23 protein-coding genes are annotated in these 23401 nt (G+C 63.4%); 15 read left to right on the top strand and 8 right to left on the bottom strand.

All coding sequences use genetic code 11. From position 1 onward, the window contains the following. The first annotated feature begins 155 nt into the window (after positions 1 to 155). The 5 genes from queA to secF all read left to right on the top strand — a co-directional run bounded on the left by queA (position 156) and on the right by secF (position 6192). A complete protein-coding gene (queA, locus tag CUJ91_RS02510) occupies positions 156 to 1214 on the top strand; it encodes a tRNA preQ1(34) S-adenosylmethionine ribosyltransferase-isomerase QueA (protein ID WP_114156667.1) in 1059 nt (352 codons plus the stop codon). A gap of 110 nt (positions 1215 to 1324) precedes the next feature. Continuing rightward, on the top strand, positions 1325 to 2500 hold the full coding sequence (tgt, locus tag CUJ91_RS02505; RefSeq protein WP_107707324.1) for a tRNA guanosine(34) transglycosylase Tgt: 1176 nt from the start codon (positions 1325 to 1327) through the stop codon (positions 2498 to 2500). 198 nt (positions 2501 to 2698) lie between these two features. Next, complete coding sequence (yajC, locus tag CUJ91_RS02500; RefSeq protein ID WP_006047915.1) at positions 2699 to 3031, top strand: preprotein translocase subunit YajC; 333 nt, start codon at positions 2699 to 2701, stop codon at positions 3029 to 3031. Between the two features lie 116 nt (positions 3032 to 3147). Continuing rightward, on the top strand, positions 3148 to 5223 hold the full coding sequence (gene secD / locus CUJ91_RS02495; protein ID WP_114155803.1) for a protein translocase subunit SecD: 2076 nt from the start codon (positions 3148 to 3150) through the stop codon (positions 5221 to 5223). 18 nt (positions 5224 to 5241) lie between these two features. Continuing rightward, positions 5242 to 6192, top strand: a complete 951-nt coding sequence (secF, locus tag CUJ91_RS02490) for a protein translocase subunit SecF (protein ID WP_006047917.1) — start codon at positions 5242 to 5244, stop codon at positions 6190 to 6192. Positions 6193 to 6291: 99 nt separating this feature from the next. Here secF and CUJ91_RS02485 read toward each other — a convergent pair whose 3' ends face one another. The 4 genes from CUJ91_RS02485 to CUJ91_RS02470 form a co-directional block, all read right to left on the bottom strand. After that, complete coding sequence (locus CUJ91_RS02485) at positions 6292 to 7569, bottom strand: MFS transporter (protein ID WP_029970443.1); 1278 nt, start codon at positions 7567 to 7569, stop codon at positions 6292 to 6294. 354 nt (positions 7570 to 7923) lie between these two features. Further along, a complete protein-coding gene (locus tag CUJ91_RS02480) occupies positions 7924 to 8505 on the bottom strand; it encodes a YceI family protein (RefSeq protein ID WP_006047919.1) in 582 nt (193 codons plus the stop codon). A gap of 50 nt (positions 8506 to 8555) precedes the next feature. Further along, positions 8556 to 9119, bottom strand: a complete 564-nt coding sequence (locus CUJ91_RS02475) for a YceI family protein (RefSeq protein ID WP_006047920.1) — start codon at positions 9117 to 9119, stop codon at positions 8556 to 8558. A gap of 8 nt (positions 9120 to 9127) precedes the next feature. Beyond that, the gene (locus tag CUJ91_RS02470; RefSeq protein WP_029970446.1) at positions 9128 to 9688 is read right to left on the bottom strand and encodes a cytochrome b; all 561 of its coding nucleotides are present in this window, start codon (positions 9686 to 9688) and stop codon (positions 9128 to 9130) included. Between the two features lie 199 nt (positions 9689 to 9887). On the opposite strand from CUJ91_RS02470, the gene CUJ91_RS33950 reads away from it, so the two are divergent. Genes CUJ91_RS33950 through CUJ91_RS02450 form a run of 5 tightly spaced genes read left to right on the top strand, consistent with a single transcriptional unit; the run spans position 9888 to position 13932 of the window. Beyond that, positions 9888 to 10121 carry a hypothetical protein gene (locus tag CUJ91_RS33950; RefSeq protein ID WP_132384551.1) on the top strand — a complete coding sequence of 78 codons (234 nt, stop codon included), beginning with the start codon at positions 9888 to 9890 and terminating at the stop codon, positions 10119 to 10121. Further along, entirely contained in the window at positions 10103 to 10894 is a 792-nt protein-coding gene (locus CUJ91_RS02465; RefSeq protein WP_114155802.1) for a paraquat-inducible protein A, read from the top strand. Before CUJ91_RS33950 ends, CUJ91_RS02465 begins: the two co-directional genes overlap by 19 nt. Positions 10895 to 10902: 8 nt before the next feature. Then, a complete protein-coding gene (locus CUJ91_RS02460) occupies positions 10903 to 11553 on the top strand; it encodes a paraquat-inducible protein A (RefSeq protein ID WP_006047923.1) in 651 nt (216 codons plus the stop codon). Continuing rightward, positions 11546 to 13204 carry a PqiB family protein gene (locus CUJ91_RS02455; RefSeq protein ID WP_029970448.1) on the top strand — a complete coding sequence of 553 codons (1659 nt, stop codon included), beginning with the start codon at positions 11546 to 11548 and terminating at the stop codon, positions 13202 to 13204. Before CUJ91_RS02460 ends, CUJ91_RS02455 begins: the two co-directional genes overlap by 8 nt. Then, positions 13201 to 13932 carry a PqiC family protein gene (locus CUJ91_RS02450; RefSeq protein WP_114155801.1) on the top strand — a complete coding sequence of 244 codons (732 nt, stop codon included), beginning with the start codon at positions 13201 to 13203 and terminating at the stop codon, positions 13930 to 13932. The genes CUJ91_RS02455 and CUJ91_RS02450 overlap by 4 nt, the downstream gene beginning before the upstream one ends. Before the next feature lie 381 nt (positions 13933 to 14313). Here CUJ91_RS02450 and CUJ91_RS02440 read toward each other — a convergent pair whose 3' ends face one another. Further along, on the bottom strand, positions 14314 to 14787 hold the full coding sequence (locus tag CUJ91_RS02440) for a DUF805 domain-containing protein (RefSeq protein WP_279635418.1): 474 nt from the start codon (positions 14785 to 14787) through the stop codon (positions 14314 to 14316). Between the two features lie 756 nt (positions 14788 to 15543). On the opposite strand from CUJ91_RS02440, the gene CUJ91_RS02430 reads away from it, so the two are divergent. The 3 genes from CUJ91_RS02430 to CUJ91_RS02420 all read left to right on the top strand — a co-directional run bounded on the left by CUJ91_RS02430 (position 15544) and on the right by CUJ91_RS02420 (position 18365). Continuing rightward, positions 15544 to 16842, top strand: coding sequence for a THUMP domain-containing class I SAM-dependent RNA methyltransferase (locus tag CUJ91_RS02430; RefSeq protein ID WP_029970451.1), 1299 nt, complete (start codon positions 15544 to 15546; stop codon positions 16840 to 16842). Positions 16843 to 17070: 228 nt separating this feature from the next. After that, complete coding sequence (locus tag CUJ91_RS02425; RefSeq protein ID WP_006047928.1) at positions 17071 to 17454, top strand: VOC family protein; 384 nt, start codon at positions 17071 to 17073, stop codon at positions 17452 to 17454. A gap of 164 nt (positions 17455 to 17618) precedes the next feature. After that, a complete protein-coding gene (locus tag CUJ91_RS02420) occupies positions 17619 to 18365 on the top strand; it encodes a helix-turn-helix transcriptional regulator (protein ID WP_006047929.1) in 747 nt (248 codons plus the stop codon). A 46-nt stretch (positions 18366 to 18411) separates the two neighbouring features. Here the strand turns inward: CUJ91_RS02420 and CUJ91_RS02415 are convergent, their stop codons facing one another. From CUJ91_RS02415 to CUJ91_RS02405, 3 genes are read right to left on the bottom strand one after another with little or no spacing between them, the layout of a single operon-like run. After that, a complete protein-coding gene (locus tag CUJ91_RS02415) occupies positions 18412 to 19866 on the bottom strand; it encodes an NAD(P)(+) transhydrogenase (Re/Si-specific) subunit beta (protein WP_006047930.1) in 1455 nt (484 codons plus the stop codon). Beyond that, on the bottom strand, positions 19866 to 20195 hold the full coding sequence (locus CUJ91_RS02410; protein WP_006047931.1) for an NAD(P) transhydrogenase subunit alpha part 2: 330 nt from the start codon (positions 20193 to 20195) through the stop codon (positions 19866 to 19868). The genes CUJ91_RS02415 and CUJ91_RS02410 overlap by 1 nt, the downstream gene beginning before the upstream one ends. 25 nt (positions 20196 to 20220) lie before the next feature. Next, complete coding sequence (locus CUJ91_RS02405) at positions 20221 to 21363, bottom strand: Re/Si-specific NAD(P)(+) transhydrogenase subunit alpha (protein ID WP_114155800.1); 1143 nt, start codon at positions 21361 to 21363, stop codon at positions 20221 to 20223. 307 nt (positions 21364 to 21670) lie between these two features. Here CUJ91_RS02405 and CUJ91_RS02400 point away from each other — a divergent pair, with 307 nt between their 5' ends. Together CUJ91_RS02400 and mnmA are read left to right on the top strand one after the other, a co-directional pair. Further along, positions 21671 to 22150: an NUDIX hydrolase gene (locus tag CUJ91_RS02400; protein ID WP_006047933.1), complete on the top strand. Its 480-nt coding sequence runs from the start codon at positions 21671 to 21673 to the stop codon at positions 22148 to 22150. A gap of 79 nt (positions 22151 to 22229) precedes the next feature. After that, complete coding sequence (gene mnmA / locus CUJ91_RS02395; protein WP_114155799.1) at positions 22230 to 23375, top strand: tRNA 2-thiouridine(34) synthase MnmA; 1146 nt, start codon at positions 22230 to 22232, stop codon at positions 23373 to 23375. Positions 23376 to 23401: the final 26 nt, after the last annotated feature.

The raw sequence follows: 23401 nt of genomic DNA, 5'->3' as shown, positions 1-23401 counted from the left end.
GTACAATATCGGCTGTCAAAAGTATCGAAGGCCGGGCGGCTGTTCGCGGGCTGCGCAAGCGCGCGGGCTCGCGGGCCGCCGCGGCGTCCCGCAATCATAGCCGCCCGGCTCAGGCTTCGGCTCAATTCAGTCTCCATTCGCTTCCAGTCGTTCGCATGTTTACGCTTTCCGATTTCGATTTCGATCTGCCGCCCGAGCTGATCGCGCAAGTCGCGCTGCCCGAGCGCAGCGCGAGCCGACTGCTTCACGTGGACAACGCGGCCGACGCCGATCGCGCCGCGCGCCTCATCGACCGCCGCTTCGCCGAATTGCCCGACTGCATTGCGCCCGGCGATCTGCTGGTCTTCAACGATACCAAAGTCCTGAAGGCGCGCTTCCTCGGCCAGAAGGCCAGCGGCGGGAAGATCGAGGTGCTGGTCGAACGCCTGACCGGCGAGCGCACGGCGCTCGCGCAAATCCGCGCGAGCAAGAGCCCGCAGCCCGGCACCACGATCCGTCTTGCCGATGCGTTCGACGTCACCGTCGGCGAGCGCGTCGAGCCGTTCTACACGCTGCATTTTCCCGCCGACTGCCTGACGCTGATCGAGCAGTTCGGGCGGCTGCCGCTGCCGCCGTACATCGAGCACGACCCCGACTCGATCGACGAAGCGCGTTATCAAACCGTCTACGCACAAAATCCCGGCGCGGTCGCGGCGCCCACGGCGGGCCTGCATTTCGACGACGCGCTGTTCGCGCGGCTCGACGCGCACGGCGTGGAGCGCGCGACGCTGACGCTGCACGTCGGCGCGGGCACGTTCCAGCCGGTGCGCGTCGAGAATCTCGCCGAGCACAAGATGCATAGCGAGTGGTATCACCTGCCGCAATCGCTCGCCGACAAGATCGCCGCGGCCAAGGCGCGCGGCAACCGCGTGATCGCGGTGGGCACGACGTCGATGCGCGCGCTCGAAGCCGCCGCGCGCGACGCCGAAGCCGCCGGCCGCCCGCTTGCCGCGACGAGCACGGAAACCGATATCTTCATCACGCCGGGCTACCGCTTCCGCGTGGTCGACCGGCTGGTGACGAATTTTCATTTGCCGAAGTCGACGTTGCTGATGCTGGTGTCGGCGTTCGCCGGCGTGGAGACGATCCGCGCCGCTTATCGTCATGCAATCGAACAGCGCTATCGTTTTTTCAGCTACGGCGACGCGATGCTTCTGACGCGGCGCGACGGTTGAGCTAACCCGGCGCTTCTTGTTTTCGTCGTTCCCTGAAGCCGCTGCGAACACTCGCGGCGGCGTTTTCTTATCGCGCCGGACTGTTTTCCGGTAGCACAGGAGTCATTTCAATGACCATCGGTCATCAAACGCAACCACCCGCCGACGGCCTCAAATTCGAACTGCTCGGCACCGACGGCCAGGCGCGGCGCGGCCGCGTCACGCTGAATCACGGCGTGGTCGAAACGCCGATCTTCATGCCGGTCGGCACGTACGGCACGGTGAAGGCGGTGCAGCCGCGCGAACTCGAGGAAATGCACGCGCAGATCATCCTCGGCAATACGTTTCACCTCTGGCTGCGGCCTGGGCTCGAAACCATTGGCGCGCATGGCGGGCTGCACGGCTTCATGGGCTGGAAAAAGCCGGTCCTGACGGACTCCGGCGGCTTCCAGGTGTTCTCGCTCGGCGACCTGCGCAAGATCACCGAAGACGGCGTGACGTTCGCTTCGCCGATCAACGGGGATAAGCTGTTTCTGTCGCCGGAAGTGTCGATGCAGATCCAGAAGGTGCTGAACTCGGACATCGTGATGCAGTTCGACGAATGCACGCCGTACGCGACCAACAACGTGCCGACCTCGCACAAGGAAGCCGCGGACTCGATGCGCATGTCGATGCGCTGGGCGCAGCGTTCCATCGACGAATTCCGGCGCCTGGGCAATCCGAATGCGCTGTTCGGCATCGTGCAGGGCGGCATGTTCGAAGACCTGCGCGACGAGTCGCTCGCGGGTCTCGCGGAGAAGGATTTTCACGGTCTCGCGATCGGCGGTCTGTCGGTCGGCGAGCCGAAAGAAGACATGATGCGCGTGCTGAATCACATCGGCCCGAAGCTGCCGGCCAACAAGCCGCACTATCTGATGGGCGTCGGCACGCCGGAAGATCTGGTCGCGGGCGTCGCGGCCGGCGTCGACATGTTCGACTGCGTGATGCCGACCCGCAACGCGCGCAACGGCTGGCTCTTTACGCGCTTTGGCGACATCAAGATCCGCAATGCCGCGCACAAGAATTCGCTGCGTCCGCTCGACGAGCAATGCGGTTGCTATACATGCAGAAATTTCACTCGCGGCTATCTGCATCATCTGCATCGCGTGGGGGAAATTCTCGGCGCGCAGTTGAATACGATCCACAACCTGCACTACTACCTGGAACTCATGCAGGAAATGCGCGATGCAATCGACGCGAAAATGTTCGAGCCGTTCCGCAAGCGCTTTCACGAGAACCGCGCGCGCGGCATCGACGACGCGCCATGACGGCGAACGTAATCTGATTGCGGACAAGAATCATCAGACGGCGAGCGAAAAACCTTACAATCCACTTTCGCGGACGGCAAAAATCGGCTTTAAGCGGTTGATCGCAAAGCCGAAACGCCGCGCCGACGCGCGCAATGCCGGTGGTAGAATAACCGGCTGATTTTTTTGATTGAATTGATCTATAACGGAGAGACCAACGTGTCGTTCATTTCCAATGCCTTCGCCCAAGGCACGGCCACAGGTGGTGGCATCGAATCAAACCTGATGAGCTTCCTGCCGCTGATCCTCATGTTCGGCGTGCTGTACTTCATCATGATTCGCCCGCAAATGAAGCGCCAGAAGGAACACCGCAACATGCTCGCCGCCATGGCCAAGGGCGACGAAGTGGTGACGAATGGCGGCATCGTCGGCAAGGTCACCAAGGTGGGCGAGGCTTACGTCGGCGTCGAAATCTCGGAAGGCACGGAAATCACCGTGCAGAAAGCGTCGGTCACGACGATTCTCCCGAAGGGCACGATCAAGTCGCTGTAAGGCCTGCTCTCTCGCGTCCGGCGCGGCCTCGCCGGCGATCCACGCATACCTGACCGGATCGCCCGCGCTCATCGCCGGGCGCATCGCTTTCAAGCCAACCTTCCGTTGGACCACTCATGAATCGTTACCCCCTCTGGAAATATGCCGTGATGCTGGTGGCTTTGGTCATCGGCCTCGTGTACACGCTGCCCAATCTGTTCGGCGAAGCGCCGGCGGTGCAGGTGTCGAGCGGCAAGGCAACGGTCAAGCTCGACTCGACCACGCTCTCGGCAGTCGAAGCCGCGCTCGCAGCCAATCAGATCAAGCCGGAAGACGTCACGTTCGACAACACGTCGGCCAACGCGAACATCCGCGTGCGCCTTGTCGACACCGACATGCAACTGCGCGTGAAAGACCTGCTGCAAAAGTCGCTGAACACCGATCCGAACGACCCGCAGTTCATCGTGGCGCTGAACCTGCAAAGCGCGTCGCCGCGCTGGCTGACCGCGTTGCACGCGCTGCCCATGTATCTCGGTCTGGATTTGCGCGGCGGTGTGCACTTCCTGCTGCAAGTGGACATGGCGGGCGCGCTGAACAAGAAGCTCGACTCCGACGCGTCGGACGCCCGCACGCTCCTGCGCGACAACAATATCCGCGACGGCGGCGTGAACCGCGTCAACCAGACGGTGGTGATCAATTTCGCCGACCAGGCGACGGCGGATGCGGCGGCGAAGCAACTGGGCCGCGGCATCGGCGAGTTGCAATGGGCGTCGCAAAACAGTCCGGACGGCTCGGTGCAACTCGTCGGCACGTTCACGCCGACGGTGCAGAAAGCCGTGCAGGACGCCGCGCTCAAGCAGAACATCACCACACTGCATAACCGCGTGAACGAACTCGGCGTGGCCGAGCCTGTGATCCAGCAGCAAGGCACCGACCGGATCGTGGTCGAACTGCCGGGCGTGCAGGACACGGCGAAGGCGAAGGACATCATCGGCCGCACGGCGACGCTCGAAGCGCGCCTCGCCGATCCGGTCAACACGCATCCGAATCCGTCCGATCCGGTGCCGCCAGGCGACGAACTGTTCACGCAAGGCAACCAGACGCCGGTGCTGCTGAGAAAGCAGATCATCTTCACGGGCGACCGGATTATCGACGCGTCGGCGGGCTTCGACGAGCATCAGCGTCCGTCCGTCAACATTCGCCTCGACTCGGCCGGCGGCCGCGCGGTGCGCAGTGTCTCGCGCGACAACATCGGCAAGCCGATGGCGATGGTGCTGTTCGAAAAGGGCAAGGGCGAAGTGCTGACGGTGGCGACCATCCAGTCGGAACTGGGCGACCGCTTCCAGATCACCGGCCAGGCCACGCCGCAAGGCGCCGCCGACCTCGCGCTGCTGCTGCGCGCCGGTTCGCTGGCCGCGCCAATGGACATCATCGAGGAACGCACCATCGGCCCGAGCCTCGGCGCCGACAACATCAAGAAGGGCTTCCACTCGGTGGTGTGGGGCTTCGCGGCCATCGCCGTCTTCATGATCGCGTACTACATGCTGTTCGGCGTGATCTCGATGATCGGCCTGTCCGTGAACCTCTTGCTGCTCGTCGCGGTGCTGTCGATGTTGCAGGCCACGCTCACGCTGCCGGGTATCGCGGCTATCGCGCTCGCGCTCGGTATGGCGATCGACGCCAACGTGCTGATCAACGAACGCGTGCGTGAAGAACTGCGCAACGGCGCGCCGCCGCAACTGGCGATCCAGAACGGCTACGCGCATGCGTGGGCGACGATTCTCGACTCGAACGTCACCACGCTGATCGCCGGTGTCGCGCTGCTCGCCTTCGGCTCCGGCCCGGTGCGCGGTTTTGCAATCGTGCACTGTATCGGCATTCTCACGTCGATGTTCTCGGCGGTGTTCTTCTCGCGCGGTATCGTGAACCTCTGGTACGGCGGCAAGAAGAAGCTGAAGTCGCTGGCCATCGGCCAGGTGTGGCGTCCGGAAACCGCGGCTGCGGCCTCGGCTGCTTACTTGGGTAATGAACTGAGCGCGGACGACGCCGCAACCGACACCGCGCAAGCCATGCGCGCGGCAAGCGCAGCCGCCGCCGCGAAGCAGAAAGCGCCGGCCGCAGCCGCGCAGTCGCGCGCGGGCAAGCCGACCGTGCGCCGCCGCAACGCGCCGGGCACGCCGAGCTCGTCGCAGAAACCGGGTTCATCCCGCTGAGTCCCGGAGAACAAGACCATGGAATTTTTCCGCTTTCGCAAAGACATTCCGTTCATGCAGCGTGCGTTGATCTTCAACGCCATTTCGCTGCTGACGTTCCTCGCCGCCGTGTTCTTTCTCGTGCATCGCGGGCTGCATCTGTCGGTGGAGTTCACCGGCGGTACGGTCATCGAAGTGCAGTATCCGGGCGCGGCGCCGCTCGACCCGGTGCGCGGCACGCTGAACAAGCTCGGCTATGGCGACGCGCAGGTGCAGAACTTCGGCACCTCGCGCGACGTGCTGATCCGTTTGCCGCTCAAGCAAGGGCTGACGTCCGCGCAGCAGAGCGACCAGGTGATGAGCGCGCTCAAGACCGATACGCCGCAGGTGCAGTTGCAGCGCGTCGAGTTCGTCGGCCCGCAGGTCGGCAAGGAACTCGCCACCGACGGTCTGCTGGCGCTCGCCTGCGTGGTTGTGGGCATCGTGATCTATCTGTCGTTCCGCTTCGAATGGAAGTACGCGGTGGCCGGCGTGATCGCGAACTTGCACGACGTCGTGATCATTCTCGGCTTCTTCGCGTTCTTCCAGTGGGAGTTCTCGCTGTCGGTGCTGGCTGCGGTGCTCGCGGTGCTGGGTTATTCGGTGAACGAATCGGTGGTTATCTTCGACCGGATTCGCGAGACCTTCCGCCGCGAACGCAAGATGACGGTGATCGAAGTCATCAACCACGCGATTACGAGCACGATGTCGCGAACCGTCATCACGCACGGCTGTACGCAGATGATGGTGCTGTCGATGTTCCTGTTCGGCGGCCCGACGCTGCACTACTTCGCGCTGGCGCTGACGGTCGGTATTCTGTTCGGTATCTACTCGTCGGTGTTCGTCGCGGCGGCGCTCGCAATGTGGTTCGGCGTGAAGCGCGAGGATCTGGTGAAGGACAAGAAAGAACGCGTTGATCCGAACGATCCGAATGCGGGTGCGCAGGTGTGATGGCGTTTAACTAACGCGCAGTGCATCGTTGTAAAGCAAAAGGCCGGTTCATCGACGAACCGGCCTTTTGCGTTTACCGCGCGATGTCCGCTTACGAGCCTACCGGAACCCCAACTTCCGTCGCGCCGCCACCAGCGACGCCAGGCTCAACAGCGCGGCGAAAATCAGGTAATAACTCGGCGCGGCCTTCGAACCGGTAAAGCTGATCAGCCACGCGATGATGAACGGCCCGAAGCCGCCGAACACCGTGACCGCGATGTTATAGGCGAGCGACATGCCGGTCGTGCGCGTTTGCACCGGAAACATCTCCGACAGCAAGCCCGGCAGCGCCGCGAAATAGCCGGTCATCAGGAAACCGAGCAGGATTTGCAGCGCGATCAGCGTGCCGAACGTAGGATGTGCGACCAGATAGACGAACGCCGGATAGATCAGCACGAGCAGCAGCACGCCGGAGATCAGCATGATCGTCGTGCGTCCGTGCCGATCCGACAGATGCCCAACGAGCGGCGCAAACACCATCTGGATCAGGCCGGTCAGCGCGATCGCCGAAAACGCAACCGATGGCGCGAGCCCCAGTTGCTTCACGCCGAAGGTGGGCATGAACAGCACGAGGTAAGTCGACACCGTGCCGAGCACGACCGCGCCGATTGCGATCAGGAGCCGCAGCTTCTGGCTCGTGAAGGTATCGCGCAGCGGCGTCGTGGTGGTTTCCGCGGCGAGAAACTCGGGCGTCTCGTCGAGCTTCGTGCGAATGTACCAGGCAACCGGTCCGATCAGCAGCCCGAAGAAAAACGGCACGCGCCACCCCCAGGCCGCCATCTGCTCCGGCGTCAGATTGCCCGTCAGCACGACGCCGAAACCGGCCGCGAGCAGCGTCGTGAGCCCCTGGCTCGCGACCTGCCAGCTTGCGAAAAAGCCGCGCCGCGCCGGCACATGCTCCGCGAGAAACGCCGTCGCGCTGCCGAATTCGCCGCCGGCCGAGAAGCCCTGCATCAAACGCGCGATGACGAGAATCACCGGCGCCGCGATGCCGATGCTTCGGTACGTCGGCAAAATCGCGATGATCAGCGTGCCGCCCATCATCAGCAGGATGGACAGCGTGAGCGCCGCCTTGCGTCCGGCGCGGTCGGCGTACGCACCGATCACGATGGCCCCGAGCGGCCGCATGAAGAACGACACGCCGAATGTGCCGAGCGTGAGCAGCAGCGACACGGTGTCGTTGCCGGCCGGAAAAAACAGCTTCGCGATCACCACGGCGAAAAAGCCGTAGACCACGAGATCGAACCATTCCAGCGCGTTGCCGATGGACGCGGCGATCACCGCCCGCCACGAATTTCGCCGGCTTCCCGCAAGGCTTGCTGCAGTCGTTGCGTTCATGCAGATCTCCAGTTCGCGCGAATATTATGGATGCGAGCCGACGCCCGATCTCGCCGCATTGGATGCGCGCACAACCAATGCGGTGCCAGCGCTCTATGTACCCGAAAAATTAAAGCGGCGCGAGTGCGAAATGTCGAACCGGCCTCACATAACGCCTCGATCGCCTTCGATTTCCTGCGACGCCATGAAAAAGCCGCTTCGTCGCGAAAGCGACGAAGCGGCCGGCACAGCGGTAAAACGCGCGGTAAAACGGACCGTTTGCTTTTTGATGCGCCGCGACGGCGGCATCATCTCAAGCGCAACCGCAAGCGGCAGGCGCAAGCGGGCAGGCGCCCGCCGCGCTCTCATCAGCGCTTATTGCTTGATGCCCTCAGCCTGGATATGCAGCTTCGTCTCCATGCTGAAGCCGTACTTGCTGCCGAAATCCATGCCGTAATCCGCGCGATTGAATTGCGCGCTGGCCTCGACGCCGCACACTTCGCGCTTGAGCACCGGGTGCTGCATGCACTTGAACGACTCCACCTTCAGATTCAGCGGCTTCGTCACGCCGTGCAGCGTCAGGCTGCCGACCACTTCCGACGGCTTGTCGCCGTCGAACTTGATGTCGGTGCCTTTGTACGTCGCGGCGGGAAACTTAGCGACGTCGAAGAACTCCGCCGTCTTCAGGTGATCGTCCAGCTTGCCGTTGCCGGTGGAAATCGACGCCGCATCGACGTTCACTTCGACTGTGCCGGTCTTGGCCGCGCGGTCGAGCGTGACCGTGCCCGAGCTTTTCGTGAACTTGCCGCGCCACACCGACAGGCCGCCGAAGTGGTCCGCCTCGAAACTCGGATAGGTGTGAGTCGGGTCGAGCTGATAGGTGTCGGCGGCGGCGAATGCGCCAAGCGAAACGCAGGAGGCCAATGCACCGGCGGCGATCAACGTGGATGTCTTCAATTCATGCTCCCAGTCAGGTAAGAACGGCTGCGCTCAACGCGCAGCGCAAGTCACTTGCGTGCGGCTACGATATGAAACTTGATGACGACGTCGTCGGCAACCACGGACGTGTCTTTCCACTCGCCCGTGCCGATGTCGAATTGCGAACGCTTGATCGGCAACGAGCCGTCGAACGCCTGCGTCGCGCCCTGCTGCGTCACGGTAACGGGCACCACGACCGTCTGCGATTTGCCCTTGATGGTCAGCTTGCCCGTCACCTTGTACTGATTGCCGCCGGCCGGCGCAATCGCGCTCGAAACGAAGGTCGCGCTCGGATAGGTCTTCGCGTCGAACCATTCCTTGCCGCGGACCTGATCGTTATAGCTCTCGTCGCCGAGATCGTAGCTCGCCACGTCGATGTTCAGTTGCGCGCTGCCCTCGGCGGGCTTGGCCGGATCGAACTTGACCTGCGCGGTGAATTTGCCGAACTTGCCTTCGACCGGCACGTTCATCTGCTTCGAGGTAGCCGTCACCGAACTCTTCGCGGTGTCGACCTGGGCCAGCGCGCCGCCGGCCGCGGTCAGCGAGGCTGCGGCAAACGCCGCCAGCATGTAGCGATAAAACGAGACCTTCATGGTGGTCCTTATTTGAGGAAGGGAATCATGCGCGACAGCAGCCCGTCGCGGTCCAGCCACTGATGCTTGAGCGCCGCCGCGACGTGCATCGCGACCAGCGCCAGCAACGTGTAATTCAACACGATGTGGACGTTCTTGAGCAGTTCCTTCAGATGCGGGTCCGGCGCGATCAGCCGCGGCAGCGGAATCAGCCCGAGATAGACGACCGGCACGTTCGCCGCCGAGCTATACAGATAACCGGAGACGGGAATCGCAATCATCAACGCATACAGCAGCAGATGCACGAGATGGGCGGCGCCGCGCTGCCAGGCGGGCATGCGGCGCGGCATCGCCGGGGCGCCGTGCGTCGCGCGCCACAGAATGCGCACGACAGCGAGCGCGAACACGGTCACGCCGATCCACTTATGCCACGAAAAATAGCGCAGCTTGGTCGGCGTGAAACCGGGAATGTCGGTCATCACCCAGCCGAGCGCGAAGCCGCAAACGATCAGCAGCGCGATCAGCCAATGAATCGCAATGGCGGTCCGCGTGTACGACTCCCGGCCGCCGAATGAAGGATTGTGTGCCATGACAGGTCAACGCTTGCTAAGAGAGGTTAACGGCGCGGCACCCCCGGCTATTCCCCGCCGATGTAAAGTCCATCGCCAAAGTGCCGGGCGCCGCGGCCTTCGAGACGCACCAGGCCGCCATGCTACCCGAAGCGCAAAAAGCTGGCTGCGGCAAAGCGAAATTGACCGAAGGACGCCTTCACGTTCCCGGATCAGCCGGTTGAACAATTGGGGACGGACGCTGTCAGAACCGTTGCGCGCCAAGCGTTTCGCGCTCACCGGCGCGGCGCGGCAATGCCTTTTGGTACTATTGCTCCACGAATTTTTACAGACCCGCCGAATCGGCTACATTGCGACCCGCATTGCAACCAGTATTGCCACCGAAATTGCGACCGGCATTGCACGCTCACTTACATATCGTTGGCCCGCTGCCGCATGGAACATGACAACCTGATCGCGTGCCATGAATGCGATACGCTGTTCCGCAAGCCACGGCTTGTCGGGCGCAAAGTCGCCCGCTGTCCGCGCTGCGGCGCCACGCTCTACGCGGGCGTATCGCGCAAGCTCGACGGCATCAGCGCCATGACGCTCGCCGCGCTGATCACGTTCCTGATCGCGCAGGGCTTCCCCATCGTCGAGCTGGAGACTAATGGCATTACCTCGCAGACCACGCTGTTCGGTGCGCTCGTCGCGCTGTGGAACGAGAACATGCAGATCGTCGCCGTCATGGTGTTCTGCTCGACGATTCTCTTTCCGCTCACCGAACTCGTCGCGCTGCTCTACGTGCTGGTACCGCTGCGCGCCGGCTATGTGCCGGGAGGCTTTAACCGCGTGTTGCGCGCGATCCAGTTCGTGCGGCCCTGGGGCATGATCGAAGTGTTCATGCTCGGCGTGCTCATCACGATCGTGAAGATGGTCAGTCTCGCGCGCGTGATTCCGGAAGCGGCGCTCTTCGCGTTCGGCGCGCTGACGCTGATGTTCGCCGTGGTCGTCACGTTCGATCCGCGCATTCTGTGGGATCTCGCCGACGAACTCGGCGCGCGCGGCCAGCGGCCGCTGCCGCGCACGTCGGCGGACAGCGCGGCAGCCGCGCTCGGCTCGATGGCCGGCCCGCCCGCGCCGCCGCTGCTGCAAGCCGGCGACGAAGCCGACTCGAGCCACAACACACGCAGCGACCCAGGCCGCGACACAACTCCCGGCGCCCCGCCGGCCTCCAATCGAGGATGACCCGCGCGATGAAATACGTCACCGCAAAACGCGCGGGGCTCGTGGCCTGCCATGCGTGCGGACGCGTCGAGCCGCGCATCCGCTCGGTCACGCCGCAGCACTGCGGGCGCTGCGGCGCGCATCTGCACTCGCGCAATCCCGACAGTCTGATGCGAACGTGGGCGCTGCTGATCGCCGCGGCCTTGCTGTATATTCCGGCAAATTTGTTGCCGGTCATGCACACGTCGTCGCTGCTCGGTTCCGAAGACGACACCATCATGAGCGGCGTCGTTTATTTCTGGACCTCCGGCGACTGGCCGCTCGCGGTGATCGTGTTTATCGCCAGCATCATGGTGCCGATGCTGAAGCTGAGCGTGCTCGTGCTGCTCACCGTCACCGCGCAGCGACGCTCGCGCTGGCGGCCGGAGCAGCGCACGACGCTCTATCGGATGGTCGAGCGGATCGGCCGCTGGTCGATGCTCGACGTGTTCGTCGTCACGCTGACCGTGGCGCTCGTGCGTTTCAAATCGCTTGCCGTGATCACGGCCGGCCCCGGCGCGATTGCGTTCGGCTCGGTAGTGATCCTGACGATGATGGCCTCCATGCAATTCGATCCACGGCTCATCTGGGACCACGTGGACGGCAGTACCCAAAAACCTCAGGACCTCGAACATGACTAGCCCGCCAGGACCGACGCCCGCCTCCGATGCGCCGCGCAACGATTCGAACGGACCGAAGCTGCCGCCCCAACTGCCCGACCCCGACATCGAGCCGCGTAGCCGCTGGCTGCCGTCGCTCGTCTGGGTGATCCCTCTGATTGCCGCGCTGATCGGCATTGCGCTCGTCATCAAATCGGTGACGGAAAAAGGCCCGACCATCACGATCAGTTTCATCAGCGCGGAAGGGCTAGAGCCTGGCAAGACCAAGGTCAAGTACAAGGACGTCGACGTCGGCGCGGTCAAGTCGATCACGTTGTCGAAGGATCTTTCGCACGTGCTCGTGCAGGTGCAGTTGACGAAGGAAGGCGAAGACTTCGCGGTCAAGGATTCGCGCTTCTGGGTCGTGCGGCCGCGCGTGGGCGCGAGCGGCGTGTCGGGCCTCACCACACTGCTCTCCGGCGCCTATATCGGCGCGGACGCCGGTCATTCGCCGGACAGCGAGAAGAACTTCGTCGGCCTCGAGACGCCGCCGCCGATTACCGGCGACCAGAAGGGCCATCAGTTCATTCTGCATGGCGATTCGCTCGGCTCCATCGACATCGGCTCGCCGATTTTTTATCGCCGCGTGCAGGTCGGCCAGGTGGTCGGCTTCTCGCTCGACAAGGACGGCACCGGCGTGACCATGCAGGTGTTCGTGTCCGCGCCGTTCGACCAGTACGTCGGCACCAATTCGCGCTGGTGGCATGCGAGCGGCGTCGATCTGCGGCTCGATTCGAGCGGCTTCAAGCTGAACACGCAGTCGCTCGCGACGGTGATCGTCGGCGGCTTGTCGTTCCAGTCGCCGCCGGGTCAGGGCGTGGGCGCGCAGGCGCCGAACAACATGACGTTCCGCCTCGGTTCCGACGAAGGCGACGCGATGCGCGAGCCGGACGGCGTGCCGCTGCGCGTCGTGATGAACTTCAACCAGTCTCTGCGCGGTCTGTCGGTCGGCGCGCCGGTCGATTTCCGCGGCATCGTGCTCGGTCAGGTGACCAACATCGGCATCGACTACGATCCGAAGACGCGCAGCTTCACGATGCCGGTGACGATGAACATCTACCCTGACCGCCTCGGCAAGCGCTTCCGCGAAACCGCGCCGACGCCGGGCAGCCTCGCCGGTCAGACGCTGCTGCAACAACTCGTCAAGCACGGACTGCGCGGCCAGTTGCGCACGGGCAATCTGATCACGAGCCAGTTGTACGTCGCGCTCGACATTTTCCCGAAGGCGCCGCCGGCCACCGTCGACGTAGCCAGCGACCCGCTCGAATTGCCGACCATTCCGAACACGCTCGACGAGCTGCAATTGCAGGTCGCCGACATCGCGAAGAAGCTCGACAAGGTGCCGTTCGATCAGATCGGCAACAACCTGAACAGCGCGCTGAAGAATGCCGACCAGCTCTTCAAGCGACTGGACACGGAAGTCGTGCCGCAAGCCCGCGACACGCTGGCCGCCGCGAAACAGACGTTCGGCTCGGCCGAGGCGACGTTGCAGCAGGACTCGCCGTTGCAGTCGGATGTGCATCAGGCGTTGCAGGAATTGACGCGCACGTTGCAGTCGCTGAATGCGCTGTCGGATTATCTCGAGCGCCACCCGGAATCGTTGTTGCGCGGTAAAGCAGGAGACAAGCCATGATGTTCGTTCGACTCCCCCGTTTGTCGCGCGTAGTGGCGCGCAGCGCTGTTCGTGCCGGTGCGCTCGCCGCGGTGCTGGCGGTCGCGGCGTGTGCGTCGCCGAGTAGCCGGTTTTATACGTTGGGCGATGTGAATGGCGCTGCGTCCGCTGCGGCGTCGGGCTTGCGGACGTCGGCGGCGCCTGCGTGGCTGATCGAAGTCGCGCCTATCGATGTGCCGCCGCAAGTCGCGAAGACTCAGCTCGTCGTGCAGACGGGACCGACGCAGGTCAAGGTGCTGGAAGAAGATCGCTGGGCGTCGCTGCCCGGCGATGAATTGCGCCGCGCGTTGTCGACCAGTCTCACTCAGCAACTCAATACGATCGATGTGTACGGGACGGCTTATTCCGATGCGACGCCGGTGTATCGCGTGAGCATGAATGTGCAGCGGTTTGAGTCGTGGCCTGGGTCGCATGCGCTGATCGATGCGGTGTGGAGTGTGCGGGCCGTGCGCAGTACTGCTGTGATGACTTGCAGGAGTGTTGTTAGTGAGCCTGTCGGTGGTGGGTATGATGCGCTTGTTGATGGGCATCGGCGGGCTTTGATGCGTGTTTCGGCGCAGGTGGCTGCTGCGTTGCAGGCTATGGCTGCTGCTGCGGGTTCTTCTTCTGCTTCGCAGGGGACGAAGGCGAGTACTCGCGGTAGTGTGCCGGGGTGTCCTGCTTTGGATGCGGGTGTTGCTGGGCGGTGATTGGTTTTTGTGCTTTTCACGTTGGTTCTTTTGCTTTCTTTTTTGCCTTTCCTTGAATTCGTTGTGGTCTATTTGTGTTGCCCCTGTGCGGGGCGGCACTTACTTTCTTTGCCGCCGCAAAGAAAGTAAGCAAAGAAAGCGGGCTTACACCGCTAGCTTATAAATGGAGCCCCTTGCTCGGAGTGGGCAGTGGTGCGCCTTACATCCGTGCTCTCGCGCACTCCGCACTTGTGACAAGGCAGTCATGCTTCCCGACTCGCACTCGTGCTCGTCGGAAGGGTTCGCTGCGGTGTCTGTTTCGCTTTTCGCTTTTCGCTTTTCGCTTTTCGCTTTTCGTTTTTCGTTTTTCGCTCTTCGCTCTATTGAAGGGTCAGCGCTCGCTCATTGCGTTGGTTGCTTTGGGTCGGGGCCGAAGCGGTTTTGGCCTCGCGTTCCCTCGAAGCAGGCAAACACCAGGTTGGCGACGGGGCAAAGGGCCCACCAACCGCTTCGGTTGGAATCGTGCATGCGACGAACCAGCGCCGCCAGGCCCGGAAGGAACACCAGCAAGGGATAAAGGTTGCGCCAGAACCTGGACTCTTCCAGATCGAGGATGACCAGCACGACTCCGTAGGCAATCCCGATGATTACGTTGAACAGCAGGAACATCCAGTATTCCTTGCGACGCGCTCGTCCACTGAATTCAACGTACTTCGAAAGCACTAGCAGATACCATTTCATGTTTTTCTCTTTCTGATAGAAACGACCGAAAAAACCGCGCGCCGTGACGGACGCTACGCGATAGATGCCATTAAGACCGTGGAAACGTGTGCAGCGCTGGTTGCGACGGCTGTGCAGCTCTGACCAGACTTCCACGTGGCACCCAATACAAGACTACGCCGGCGAGACCGGGATAGGCGCGGGACATTTCGCAAGACAACAGGCGCCATTTCCGGTCGTGCGCGAAGCGGCGTGCGCGCCGGAAGCAACCCTCCCGGCGAGCACGCAGTGCAAGTCGGGAAGCATGACTGCCTTGTCACTAACGCCGAATGCGCGAGAGCACGGATGTCTGCCGCACCACTGCCCGCGGCGAGCAACGGAACCCACTTATAAGCTGGCGGTGTGAGCCCGCTTTCTTTGCTTACTTTCTTTGCGGCGGCAAAGAAAGTGAGTGCCGCCCCGCACAGGGGCAACGCCGATAGACCACCATGAAAACAAGGAAAGGCCAACGGCGTTAACAAGCAAGCGAGAGGCTCTAAGCGAACCCTTCCGGCGAGCACGCAGTGCAAGTGGGGAAGAATGACTGCCTTGTCACGGGCGTCGAATGTGCGAGGGCACGGATGTCAGGCGCACCACTGCCGCCTCAGAACTGGGGGAGCCATCTATAAGCTGGCGGTGTAAGCCCGCTTTCTTTGCTTACTTTCTTTGCGGCGGCAAAGAAAGTAAGTGCCGCCCCGCACAGGGGCAACGCCAATAGACCACCGAGAAAACAAGGAAAGGCCAAAGCAAGCCAGGTGCAACACAAATAGACCACCGACAAAAAACAAGAAAAGGCCAAAGGGCCAAAAAGCACCCCCCACACCCCACCGCGTACAATACCCCCTTACCCACAGCCCACCGGCTAGCCCCTCCATGTCCTTCGATTTCTTCCTCCCCTGCCCGCGCGGTCTCGAAGCCGCGCTCGCCTCCGAACTCGCCGAGATCGCCGCGAAGCATCTGCACGGCGCGCCGTTCGCACCCGGCTCGCAAGTCCCCGGCGGCGTGCATTTTCGCGGCGGCTGGGCAGCCGGCATGGCGGCCAATCTGCATTCGCGCCTCGCGAGCCGCGTGCTGCTGAAAATCGCGCATCGTCCGTATCGCAGCGAGCAGGACATCTACGCACTCGCCGTCGAACAACGCTGGGAGCAATGGTTCTCCGCGAACGAAACGCTGCGCGTCGACGTCACCGCGATCAAGTCGCCGCTGCGCAGCCTCGAATTCACCACGCTGCGCGTGAAGGACGCGATCTGCGACCGTCTGCGCGAAGTCAGCGGCGCGCGCCCGAACATCGACACCGCGACGCCCGACGTGCGCGTGTTCGCGTTTCTCACCGCGACCGACTGCACGCTTTACCTCGACACCTCCGGCGACCCGCTCTTCAAGCGCGGCTGGCGCCTCGACAAGGGCGCGGCGCCGCTGCGCGAAAATCTCGCGGCGGGCATTCTGCGGCTGACGGGCTGGAGCGCCGGCACGCCGCTATACGACCCGATGTGCGGCAGCGGCACGTTCCTCGCCGAAGCCGCGCAGGTCGCGCTCGACATCGCGCCCGGCGCCGAACGCCGCTTCGGCTTCGAGAAGCTCAAGCAGTACGACAGCAAAACCTGGCAGACGCTGAAGGCCGCCGCGCTCGACGCCAAACACGCCGCCCGCAACTCGCGCGCCGACTTGCAGATTTTCGGCAGCGACATTTCCGGCGACATGCTCGACAAGGCGCGCGCGAATTTCCAGCGCGCCGGCTTGCCGACCATTCCGCTCAAACAGGTCGACGCGCGCGGCATGACGCCGCCGACATCGGCGCCGGGCATTCTCGTCGCCAATCCGCCGTATGGTGAGCGGATCGAAGTGCGCGGACGCAACGCGCGCGGCGAAATCCGCGAAGGACGTGAAGGACGCAGCCGCGACAACCGCGAGGACGACAGCTTTCGCCGCGCCCAGGAAGAAGCGCCCGACAGCGAGTTCTTCCAGTCGCTCGGCGACGCGCTCAAGCAGCGCTTCACCGGCTGGCACGCATTCATCCTGACGTCGGATCGCAAGCTGCCGGGCCAGTTGCGCCTGCGCGAATCGACGAAGACACCGCTCTTTAACGGAGCGCTCGAATGCCGGCTGTTCCGCTTCGATCTGATCGCGGGCAGCGTGCGTCAGCGGCCGCAAGGCGATACGCCTGCCGGTTAAGACAAGCGGCAAGCGACAAACAACAAGCGCCAAGCAAACGCAGCCAGAAACAAACCGCGGCCACACACAGTGCCGCGGTTTTTTCTCACCTCGCCCATCCGCACGATCGCACGACCCAGCCCGACCGCCCCACCCTACTGACACCACGCTGTCAGTAGCACCCCCGCACACTCCTCCTCACGCCATCCGGCGATTTATCCGGCTTACCGCCATCCACAGGAGAGTGTCATGTCCGCATCGTCCAAAGTTGTTGCATGGTTCGAAATCCCGTCCGTCGATTTCGACCGCGCCGTGCGCTTTTATGAAGCCGCGCTCGACGTGAAGCTGAACCGCCAGGAAATCGGCGGCCAGCCCATCGCCGTGTTCGGCTACGAAGAACCGGCGACGGGCGGCGCGATCGTCCACAGCCCGTCGATGACCCCGAACGGCGACGGCGTGCTCGTCTACCTGAACGCGCAGCCGACCGTCGACGCTGCGCTCGCCCGCATCGAAGAAGCCGGCGGCAAGACCGACGGACCCGTCATCAAGCTGCCGCAGGACATCGGCTATATCGCGTTTTTCATCGACAGCGAAGGCAATCGCCTCGGCCTGCATTCGCGCACCAACGGCTAACCGCGCTGCGGACAGCGGCCATCGAACGGGTAACGCCCGTGCGGGCGACACACGCATCGAGCCCGCCGTCCGAACGCTCACCTGAGCATTCACTCAAACGCTCACCCGAACGCTCGACTCAACGCTGAACCCAACGCTAACCCGAACGCTGACCGGAGCGCGGCATGCGGCGCTATCATCGCGGGACTGTCCCTGTCCTCTTCTACAAGACGCCCACGATGACGCGCCGCGCCGACCGTCTGTTCCAGATCGCCGAATTGCTGCGCGGCCGGCGTTTGACCACCGCGCAACAACTCGCCGACTGGCTCAACATCTCGCTGCGCACCGTCTATCGCGACGTGCGCGACCTGCAGCTATCCGGCGTGCCGATCGAAGGCGAGGCCGGCATCGGCTACCGGCTGAGCCGCAGTGCGAGTCTTCCGCCGCTGACCTTCACCGCCGATGAACTCGCGGCGCTCGCCGCCGGCGCGCGCATGCTCGAATCGTGGGGCGGCGCCGGCTTCGCGAGCGGAGCGCGCGGCGCACTGGCCAAGATTGCGTCGGCCATGCCCGCAGACAAGCGCGCGTCCCTTGAAAGGCTCGCGATCTTCGCGCCGTCGTTCCACATCAAAAGCGATTTTTCGACGCAGCTCGACACGCTGCACCGCGCGATCGACGCGCGGCATGTGGTGAGCTTTGCGTACACGGATGCCAACGGCGCGGCGACGGAGCGGCGCGTGTGGCCGCTCGCACTCGCCTATTGGGGCGCGCGCTGGACGCTTGGCGCGTGGTGTGAATTGCGCGGCGATTTCCGCAACTTCGGGCTCGAGAAGATCCAGCAACTCGAAGTGCGTGAGCCGTATCCCGATCAGGAAGGCAGACGGCTCGCGGACCTGCTGCGGCATGTGAACGCCAAACCGAAACAGAAGTGAGCATTGCGCGGCGCAGACCTTCGCGCGCCGCGCAATTTATCGCGTGTTATTCGACCGCCTTGACCATGTCCTCGATCACTTTCTTTGCGTCGCCGAACACCATCATCGTCTTGTCCATGTAGAACAGATCGTTGTCGAGCCCCGCGTAACCCGCCGCCATCGACCGCTTGTTGACGATCACCGTGCGCGCTTTATAAGCCTCGATGATCGGCATGCCCGCAATCGGCGACTTCGGATCGTTCTTCGCAGCCGGGTTCACGACGTCGTTGGCGCCGAGCACGAGCACCACGTCGACCTGACCGAACTCGCCGTTGATGTCGTCCATTTCGAACACCATGTCGTACGGCACTTCCGCTTCGGCGAGCAGCACGTTCATGTGACCCGGCATGCGTCCGGCGACCGGGTGAATCGCGTACTTCACCTCGATGCCTTTCTCGACGAGCTTGTCGGTCAACTCCTTCAACGCATGCTGCGCGCGCGCGACGGCAAGGCCATAACCCGGCACGATCACCACGGTTTCGGCGTTGCCGAGCATGAACGACGCGTCGTCGGCAGAACCCGATTTCACCGGACGCTGCTCAGCCGATCCGCCCGCCGCAGCCGCGCCCGGCTCGTTGCCGAAGCCGCCGAGAATCACGTTGAAGAACGAGCGGTTCATCGCGCGGCACATGATGTACGACAGAATCGCGCCCGACGAGCCCACCAGAGAGCCCGCGATGATCAGCATTGGATTATTCAGCGAGAAGCCGATGCCCGCCGCCGCCCAGCCCGAATACGAATTGAGCATGGACACGACGACCGGCATGTCCGCGCCGCCGATCGGAATAATGATCAGCACGCCGAGCACGAACGCGATCAGCGTCATGATGATGAACGGCAACCACGACTGCGTGAAAAAGAAGATCACGCCGAAGCCGAGCATCGCAATCGCGAGCATCAGGTTGATCAGATGCTGACCCGCATAGACGACCGGCGCGCCCTGGAATAACCGGAACTTGTACTTGCCCGACAGCTTGCCGAACGCAATAACCGAGCCGCTAAACGTAATTGCGCCGACGAACGTGCCGATGAACAACTCGACGCGATTGCCATAAGGCAGAAAGCCCGGCACCGGATTCTCGGGATCGATCAATCCGAATGCCGCCGGCTCCGACACCACCGCATACGCGATGCACACCGCCGCGAGACCGATCAGCGAGTGCATCGCCGCGACGAGTTCCGGCATCTTGGTCATCTCGACGCGCGCGGCGACAAACGCGCCAATCGCACCGCCGACGATCAGCGCGGCGAACAGCAAGCCGAGCCCGAGCGCGAGATTCGAGCCCAGTGCATTCGCCTGCTTTGCGATCAGCGCGATGGTCGTGAGAATCGCAATCGCCATCCCGACCATGCCGAACGTATTGCCGATGCGCGCCGTCTTCGGATTCGACAGCCCCTTGAGCGCCTGAATGAAACAGACCGACGCAACCAGATAAAGCAGCGTGACGACGTTCAGACTCATTACGCGTTCTCCTTGCTCTTATCGGCGATGAGCTTTTTCGGCTCTTTCTTGCGGAACATCTCGAGCATTCGCCGCGTGACGAGGAAGCCGCCGAACACGTTGACCGCCGCCAGCGCAACGGCGAGCGTGCCGAAGAACTTGCCCGGCGTGCCGAGCGTGAGGCCGGTCGCGAGCATTGCGCCGACAATCACGATCGCGGAAATCGCGTTGGTCACGGCCATCAGCGGCGTGTGCAGCGCGGGCGTGACGTTCCAGACGACGTGGTAGCCGACGTAAATCGCCAGCACGAAAATAATCAGGTTGATGACGGTGTGGTTGAGCACTTCCATCGCCGTTTCTCCAGGTGAATTCGCGTTATGCCTTGCGCGCGACTTCGCCGTCGCGGGTGAGCAGCGTGGCCGCGACGATGTCGTCGGCGAGGTCGATGTTCAGCGTGCCTTCCTTCGTGATAATGAGCTTGAGGAAGTCGAGCAGGTTGCGCGCGTAGAGCGAGGACGCGTCCGCGGGCACCATCGAGGCGAGATTCGTGTAGCCGACAATCGTCACGCCGTGCCTGACGATCACTTTGTCGGCTTCGGTGAGCGGGCAGTTGCCGCCGCGCCGGCCTTCATAGTCCGCGCCGCGGCCCGCTGCCAGATCGACCAGCACCGAGCCCGGTTTCATCGCCTGCACGGTCTCGACGGAGAGCAGCGTCGGCGCCGCGCGGCCCGGAATCAAGGCGGTGGAGATCACCACGTCGGCCTGCTTCGCGCGCTCGTGAACGAGTGCCGACTGGCGTTGCAGCCACGAAGGCGGCATCGGCCGCGCATAGCCGCCGACGCCTTGCGCGGCTTCGCGCTCTTCATCGGTTTCGTAGGGAACGTCGAGAAACTTCGCGCCGAGCGATTCGATCTGCTCTTTCACGGCGGGACGCACGTCGGATGCCTCGATCACGGCGCCCAGGCGCTTGGCGGTCGCGATCGCCTGCAAGCCCGCCACGCCCGCGCCCAGAATCAGCACGCGCGCGGCTTTCACCGTGCCCGCGGCGGTCATCAGCATCGGCATGAAGCGCGGATAAAGCGTCGCGGCGAGCAGCACCGCCTTGTATCCGGCGATGTTCGCCTGCGACGACAGCACGTCGAGGCTTTGCGCGCGCGTGGTGCGCGGCGCGGCTTCGAGCGCGAAGGCGGTGACGCCCGCCGTGGCGAGTTGCTGCGCATTCTCCGCATTGAACGGATCGAGCATGCCGACCAGCGTCGCGCCGCGTTTGAGCAGCGGCAGTTCGGCTTCGGTGGGAGACTGGACTTTGAGGACGAGGTCGGCGCCAAAAGCGGTGGCCGCATCGACGATTTCCGCGCCGGCTGCCGCGAGAGCGTCGTCGGGAAAGCTCGCGCCGGCCCCGGCGCCGCTCTGGATGGTGACCCGATGGCCCTGCGCCACGTACTTCTTGACGGTCTCGGGCGTCGCGGCGACGCGGGTTTCGTGCGCGCGCGTCTCGGCTGGCACTCCGATGTGCATCGTGTTCCTCCTCGACTTACTGTTTGACGACAGATCGGCCGACGAGGCACGCCGGCTTGCAAGTGCAACGGCTAACGCCTCACTTTACCCGAAACATGGGGGGCGGCAGAAATCGGGGACAATCCGGGGGTGTGCGCGGATACGGGGCTCCGAGGCGTGTGGGCGGCGGCAGTCGCATGCGGCAAGTCGCCGCAGCCGGCCGCATGTCACCGGTCACCGCCGGCCGCCGCAATGAACCGGCAACGACCCGGCCGCGTCCCGCCCGCATCCCGGCAGTCAGCGGCCATAAACGGTAAAATGCGCACCCATGAAACCGGAAACCTGGCTGCCGCATGTGACCGTCGCGGCCATCGTCGAGCGTGACGGGCGCTTTCTCGTGGTCGAGGAACACACGGCCGCCGGGCTGCGCCTGAACCAGCCGGCCGGCCATCTGGAAGCCGGCGAAACGCTGCTGGAAGCGGTGATCCGCGAAACGCTCGAGGAAACCGCGCATCCGTTCACGCCCGAGGCGCTCGTCGGCATGTACATGACGCATTTCGAACGGCCGGACAACGGCGGCGTCACCTATTTGCGCTTCACGTATTGCGGCGCTGGCGGCGAACCGGAAGCAGAGCGCGCGCTCGATCCCGACATCGTTCGAACCTTGTGGATGAGCGCCGACGAACTGCGCGCCTGCCCCGAAAGGCACCGCACGCCGCTCGTCATGCAATGTATCGACGATTACCTGGCAGGCCGGCGTTTTCCGCTCGATTTCGTGCATACGCATTCGGTCGGGCCAAAGAGGTAGCCGTCACGAGCGGTCACAAGCCGCCACAAGCGGCCATCTCCACGATCCATGAAGTCACGCAGTACCCAGTGAGCATCTTATGAGCAAGCAGAAAGTCGTAGTAGGCATGTCGGGCGGCGTCGATTCGTCGGTCACCGCGTGGCTGCTGAAGGAACAGGGCTACGACGTGGTCGGCCTCTTCATGAAGAACTGGGAAGACGACGACGACAGCGAATACTGCTCGACGCGCCAGGACTGGATCGACGTGGTGTCGGTGGCGGACCTGATCGGCATCGACGTCGAAGCGGTCAACTTCGCGGCCGAATACAAGGACCGCGTGTTCGCCGAATTCCTGCGCGAATATTCGGCGGGCCGCACGCCGAATCCGGACGTGCTGTGCAACGCCGAAATCAAGTTCAAGGCCTTCCTCGATCACGCGATGTCGCTCGGCGCTGAAACCATCGCGACCGGCCACTATGCGCGCGTGCGCGAAAACAATGGCCGCTTCGAGCTGCTGAAAGCGTTCGACCATACGAAGGATCAGTCGTACTTTCTGCATCGGCTGAATCAGGCGCAGTTGTCGAAAACGCTGTTTCCGCTCGGCGAAATTCCGAAGACGAAAGTGCGCGAAATCGCCGAGCAGATCGCGCTGCCCAATGCGAAGAAGAAGGATTCGACGGGCATCTGCTTTATCGGCGAGCGGCCGTTTCGCGATTTTCTGAACCGCTATCTGCCGACCCAACCCGGCCCGATGAAAACCACCGACGGCAAAGTGGTCGGCGAGCACATCGGCCTCGCCTTCTATACGTTCGGGCAGCGCAAGGGCATCGGCCTCGGCGGCAGCAAGGACGGCAGCGGCGAGCCGTGGTTCGTCGCGGGCAAGGACATTCCTTCGAACACGCTGTATGTCGCGCAAGGGCACAATCATCCGTGGCTGCTGAGCCATACGCTGAGCGCGGGCAACACGAGCTGGGTCGCGGGCGAGCCGCCGGCGGAAGGCTTCGCGTGCGGCGCGAAGACCCGCTACAGGCAGGCGGACGCGCGCTGCACGTTCGGCCGCGCGAATCAGCGCGAAGGTCTGTTCGAACTCACCTTCGACGATGCGCAATGGGCTGTCACACCGGGGCAATCGGCCGTGCTTTACGATGGCGATGTTTGCCTCGGCGGCGGCATCATTGAACACGCGGCGACCGGGCAGCCGGCCGTGCGCGAGCCGCAAAAGGCGGCACTGCTGAGCGCGCGCTAGCTTGCTGCGTTTCGCTCGCCGACTTC

This window comes from Paraburkholderia graminis, assembly GCF_003330785.1.
In the GTDB taxonomy this organism is placed as follows: Bacteria; Pseudomonadota; Gammaproteobacteria; order Burkholderiales; family Burkholderiaceae; genus Paraburkholderia; species Paraburkholderia graminis.
The sequence above is the reverse complement of the archived record's forward strand: the minus strand, read 5'-3'. Positions and strand labels throughout refer to the sequence as shown.

Excerpts from the sequence above, each read along its gene's own strand:
- queA (WP_114156667.1), top strand. The coding sequence starts at position 156 with ATGTTTACGCTTTCCGATTTCGATTTCGATCTGCCGCCCGAGCTGATC.
- tgt (WP_107707324.1), top strand. The coding sequence starts at position 1,325 with ATGACCATCGGTCATCAAACGCAACCACCCGCCGACGGCCTCAAATTC.
- secD (WP_114155803.1), top strand. The coding sequence starts at position 3,148 with ATGAATCGTTACCCCCTCTGGAAATATGCCGTGATGCTGGTGGCTTTG.
- secF (WP_006047917.1), top strand. The coding sequence starts at position 5,242 with ATGGAATTTTTCCGCTTTCGCAAAGACATTCCGTTCATGCAGCGTGCG.
- CUJ91_RS02485 (WP_029970443.1), bottom strand. The coding sequence starts at position 7,569 with ATGAACGCAACGACTGCAGCAAGCCTTGCGGGAAGCCGGCGAAATTCG.
- CUJ91_RS02475 (WP_006047920.1), bottom strand. The coding sequence starts at position 9,119 with ATGAAGGTCTCGTTTTATCGCTACATGCTGGCGGCGTTTGCCGCAGCC.
- CUJ91_RS02470 (WP_029970446.1), bottom strand. The coding sequence starts at position 9,688 with ATGGCACACAATCCTTCATTCGGCGGCCGGGAGTCGTACACGCGGACC.
- CUJ91_RS02465 (WP_114155802.1), top strand. The coding sequence starts at position 10,103 with ATGGAACATGACAACCTGATCGCGTGCCATGAATGCGATACGCTGTTC.
- CUJ91_RS02460 (WP_006047923.1), top strand. The coding sequence starts at position 10,903 with ATGAAATACGTCACCGCAAAACGCGCGGGGCTCGTGGCCTGCCATGCG.
- CUJ91_RS02455 (WP_029970448.1), top strand. The coding sequence starts at position 11,546 with ATGACTAGCCCGCCAGGACCGACGCCCGCCTCCGATGCGCCGCGCAAC.
- CUJ91_RS02450 (WP_114155801.1), top strand. The coding sequence starts at position 13,201 with ATGATGTTCGTTCGACTCCCCCGTTTGTCGCGCGTAGTGGCGCGCAGC.
- CUJ91_RS02430 (WP_029970451.1), top strand. The coding sequence starts at position 15,544 with ATGTCCTTCGATTTCTTCCTCCCCTGCCCGCGCGGTCTCGAAGCCGCG.
- CUJ91_RS02425 (WP_006047928.1), top strand. The coding sequence starts at position 17,071 with ATGTCCGCATCGTCCAAAGTTGTTGCATGGTTCGAAATCCCGTCCGTC.
- CUJ91_RS02420 (WP_006047929.1), top strand. The coding sequence starts at position 17,619 with ATGCGGCGCTATCATCGCGGGACTGTCCCTGTCCTCTTCTACAAGACG.
- CUJ91_RS02415 (WP_006047930.1), bottom strand. The coding sequence starts at position 19,866 with ATGAGTCTGAACGTCGTCACGCTGCTTTATCTGGTTGCGTCGGTCTGT.
- CUJ91_RS02410 (WP_006047931.1), bottom strand. The coding sequence starts at position 20,195 with ATGGAAGTGCTCAACCACACCGTCATCAACCTGATTATTTTCGTGCTG.
- CUJ91_RS02405 (WP_114155800.1), bottom strand. The coding sequence starts at position 21,363 with ATGCACATCGGAGTGCCAGCCGAGACGCGCGCGCACGAAACCCGCGTC.
- CUJ91_RS02400 (WP_006047933.1), top strand. The coding sequence starts at position 21,671 with ATGAAACCGGAAACCTGGCTGCCGCATGTGACCGTCGCGGCCATCGTC.
- mnmA (WP_114155799.1), top strand. The coding sequence starts at position 22,230 with ATGAGCAAGCAGAAAGTCGTAGTAGGCATGTCGGGCGGCGTCGATTCG.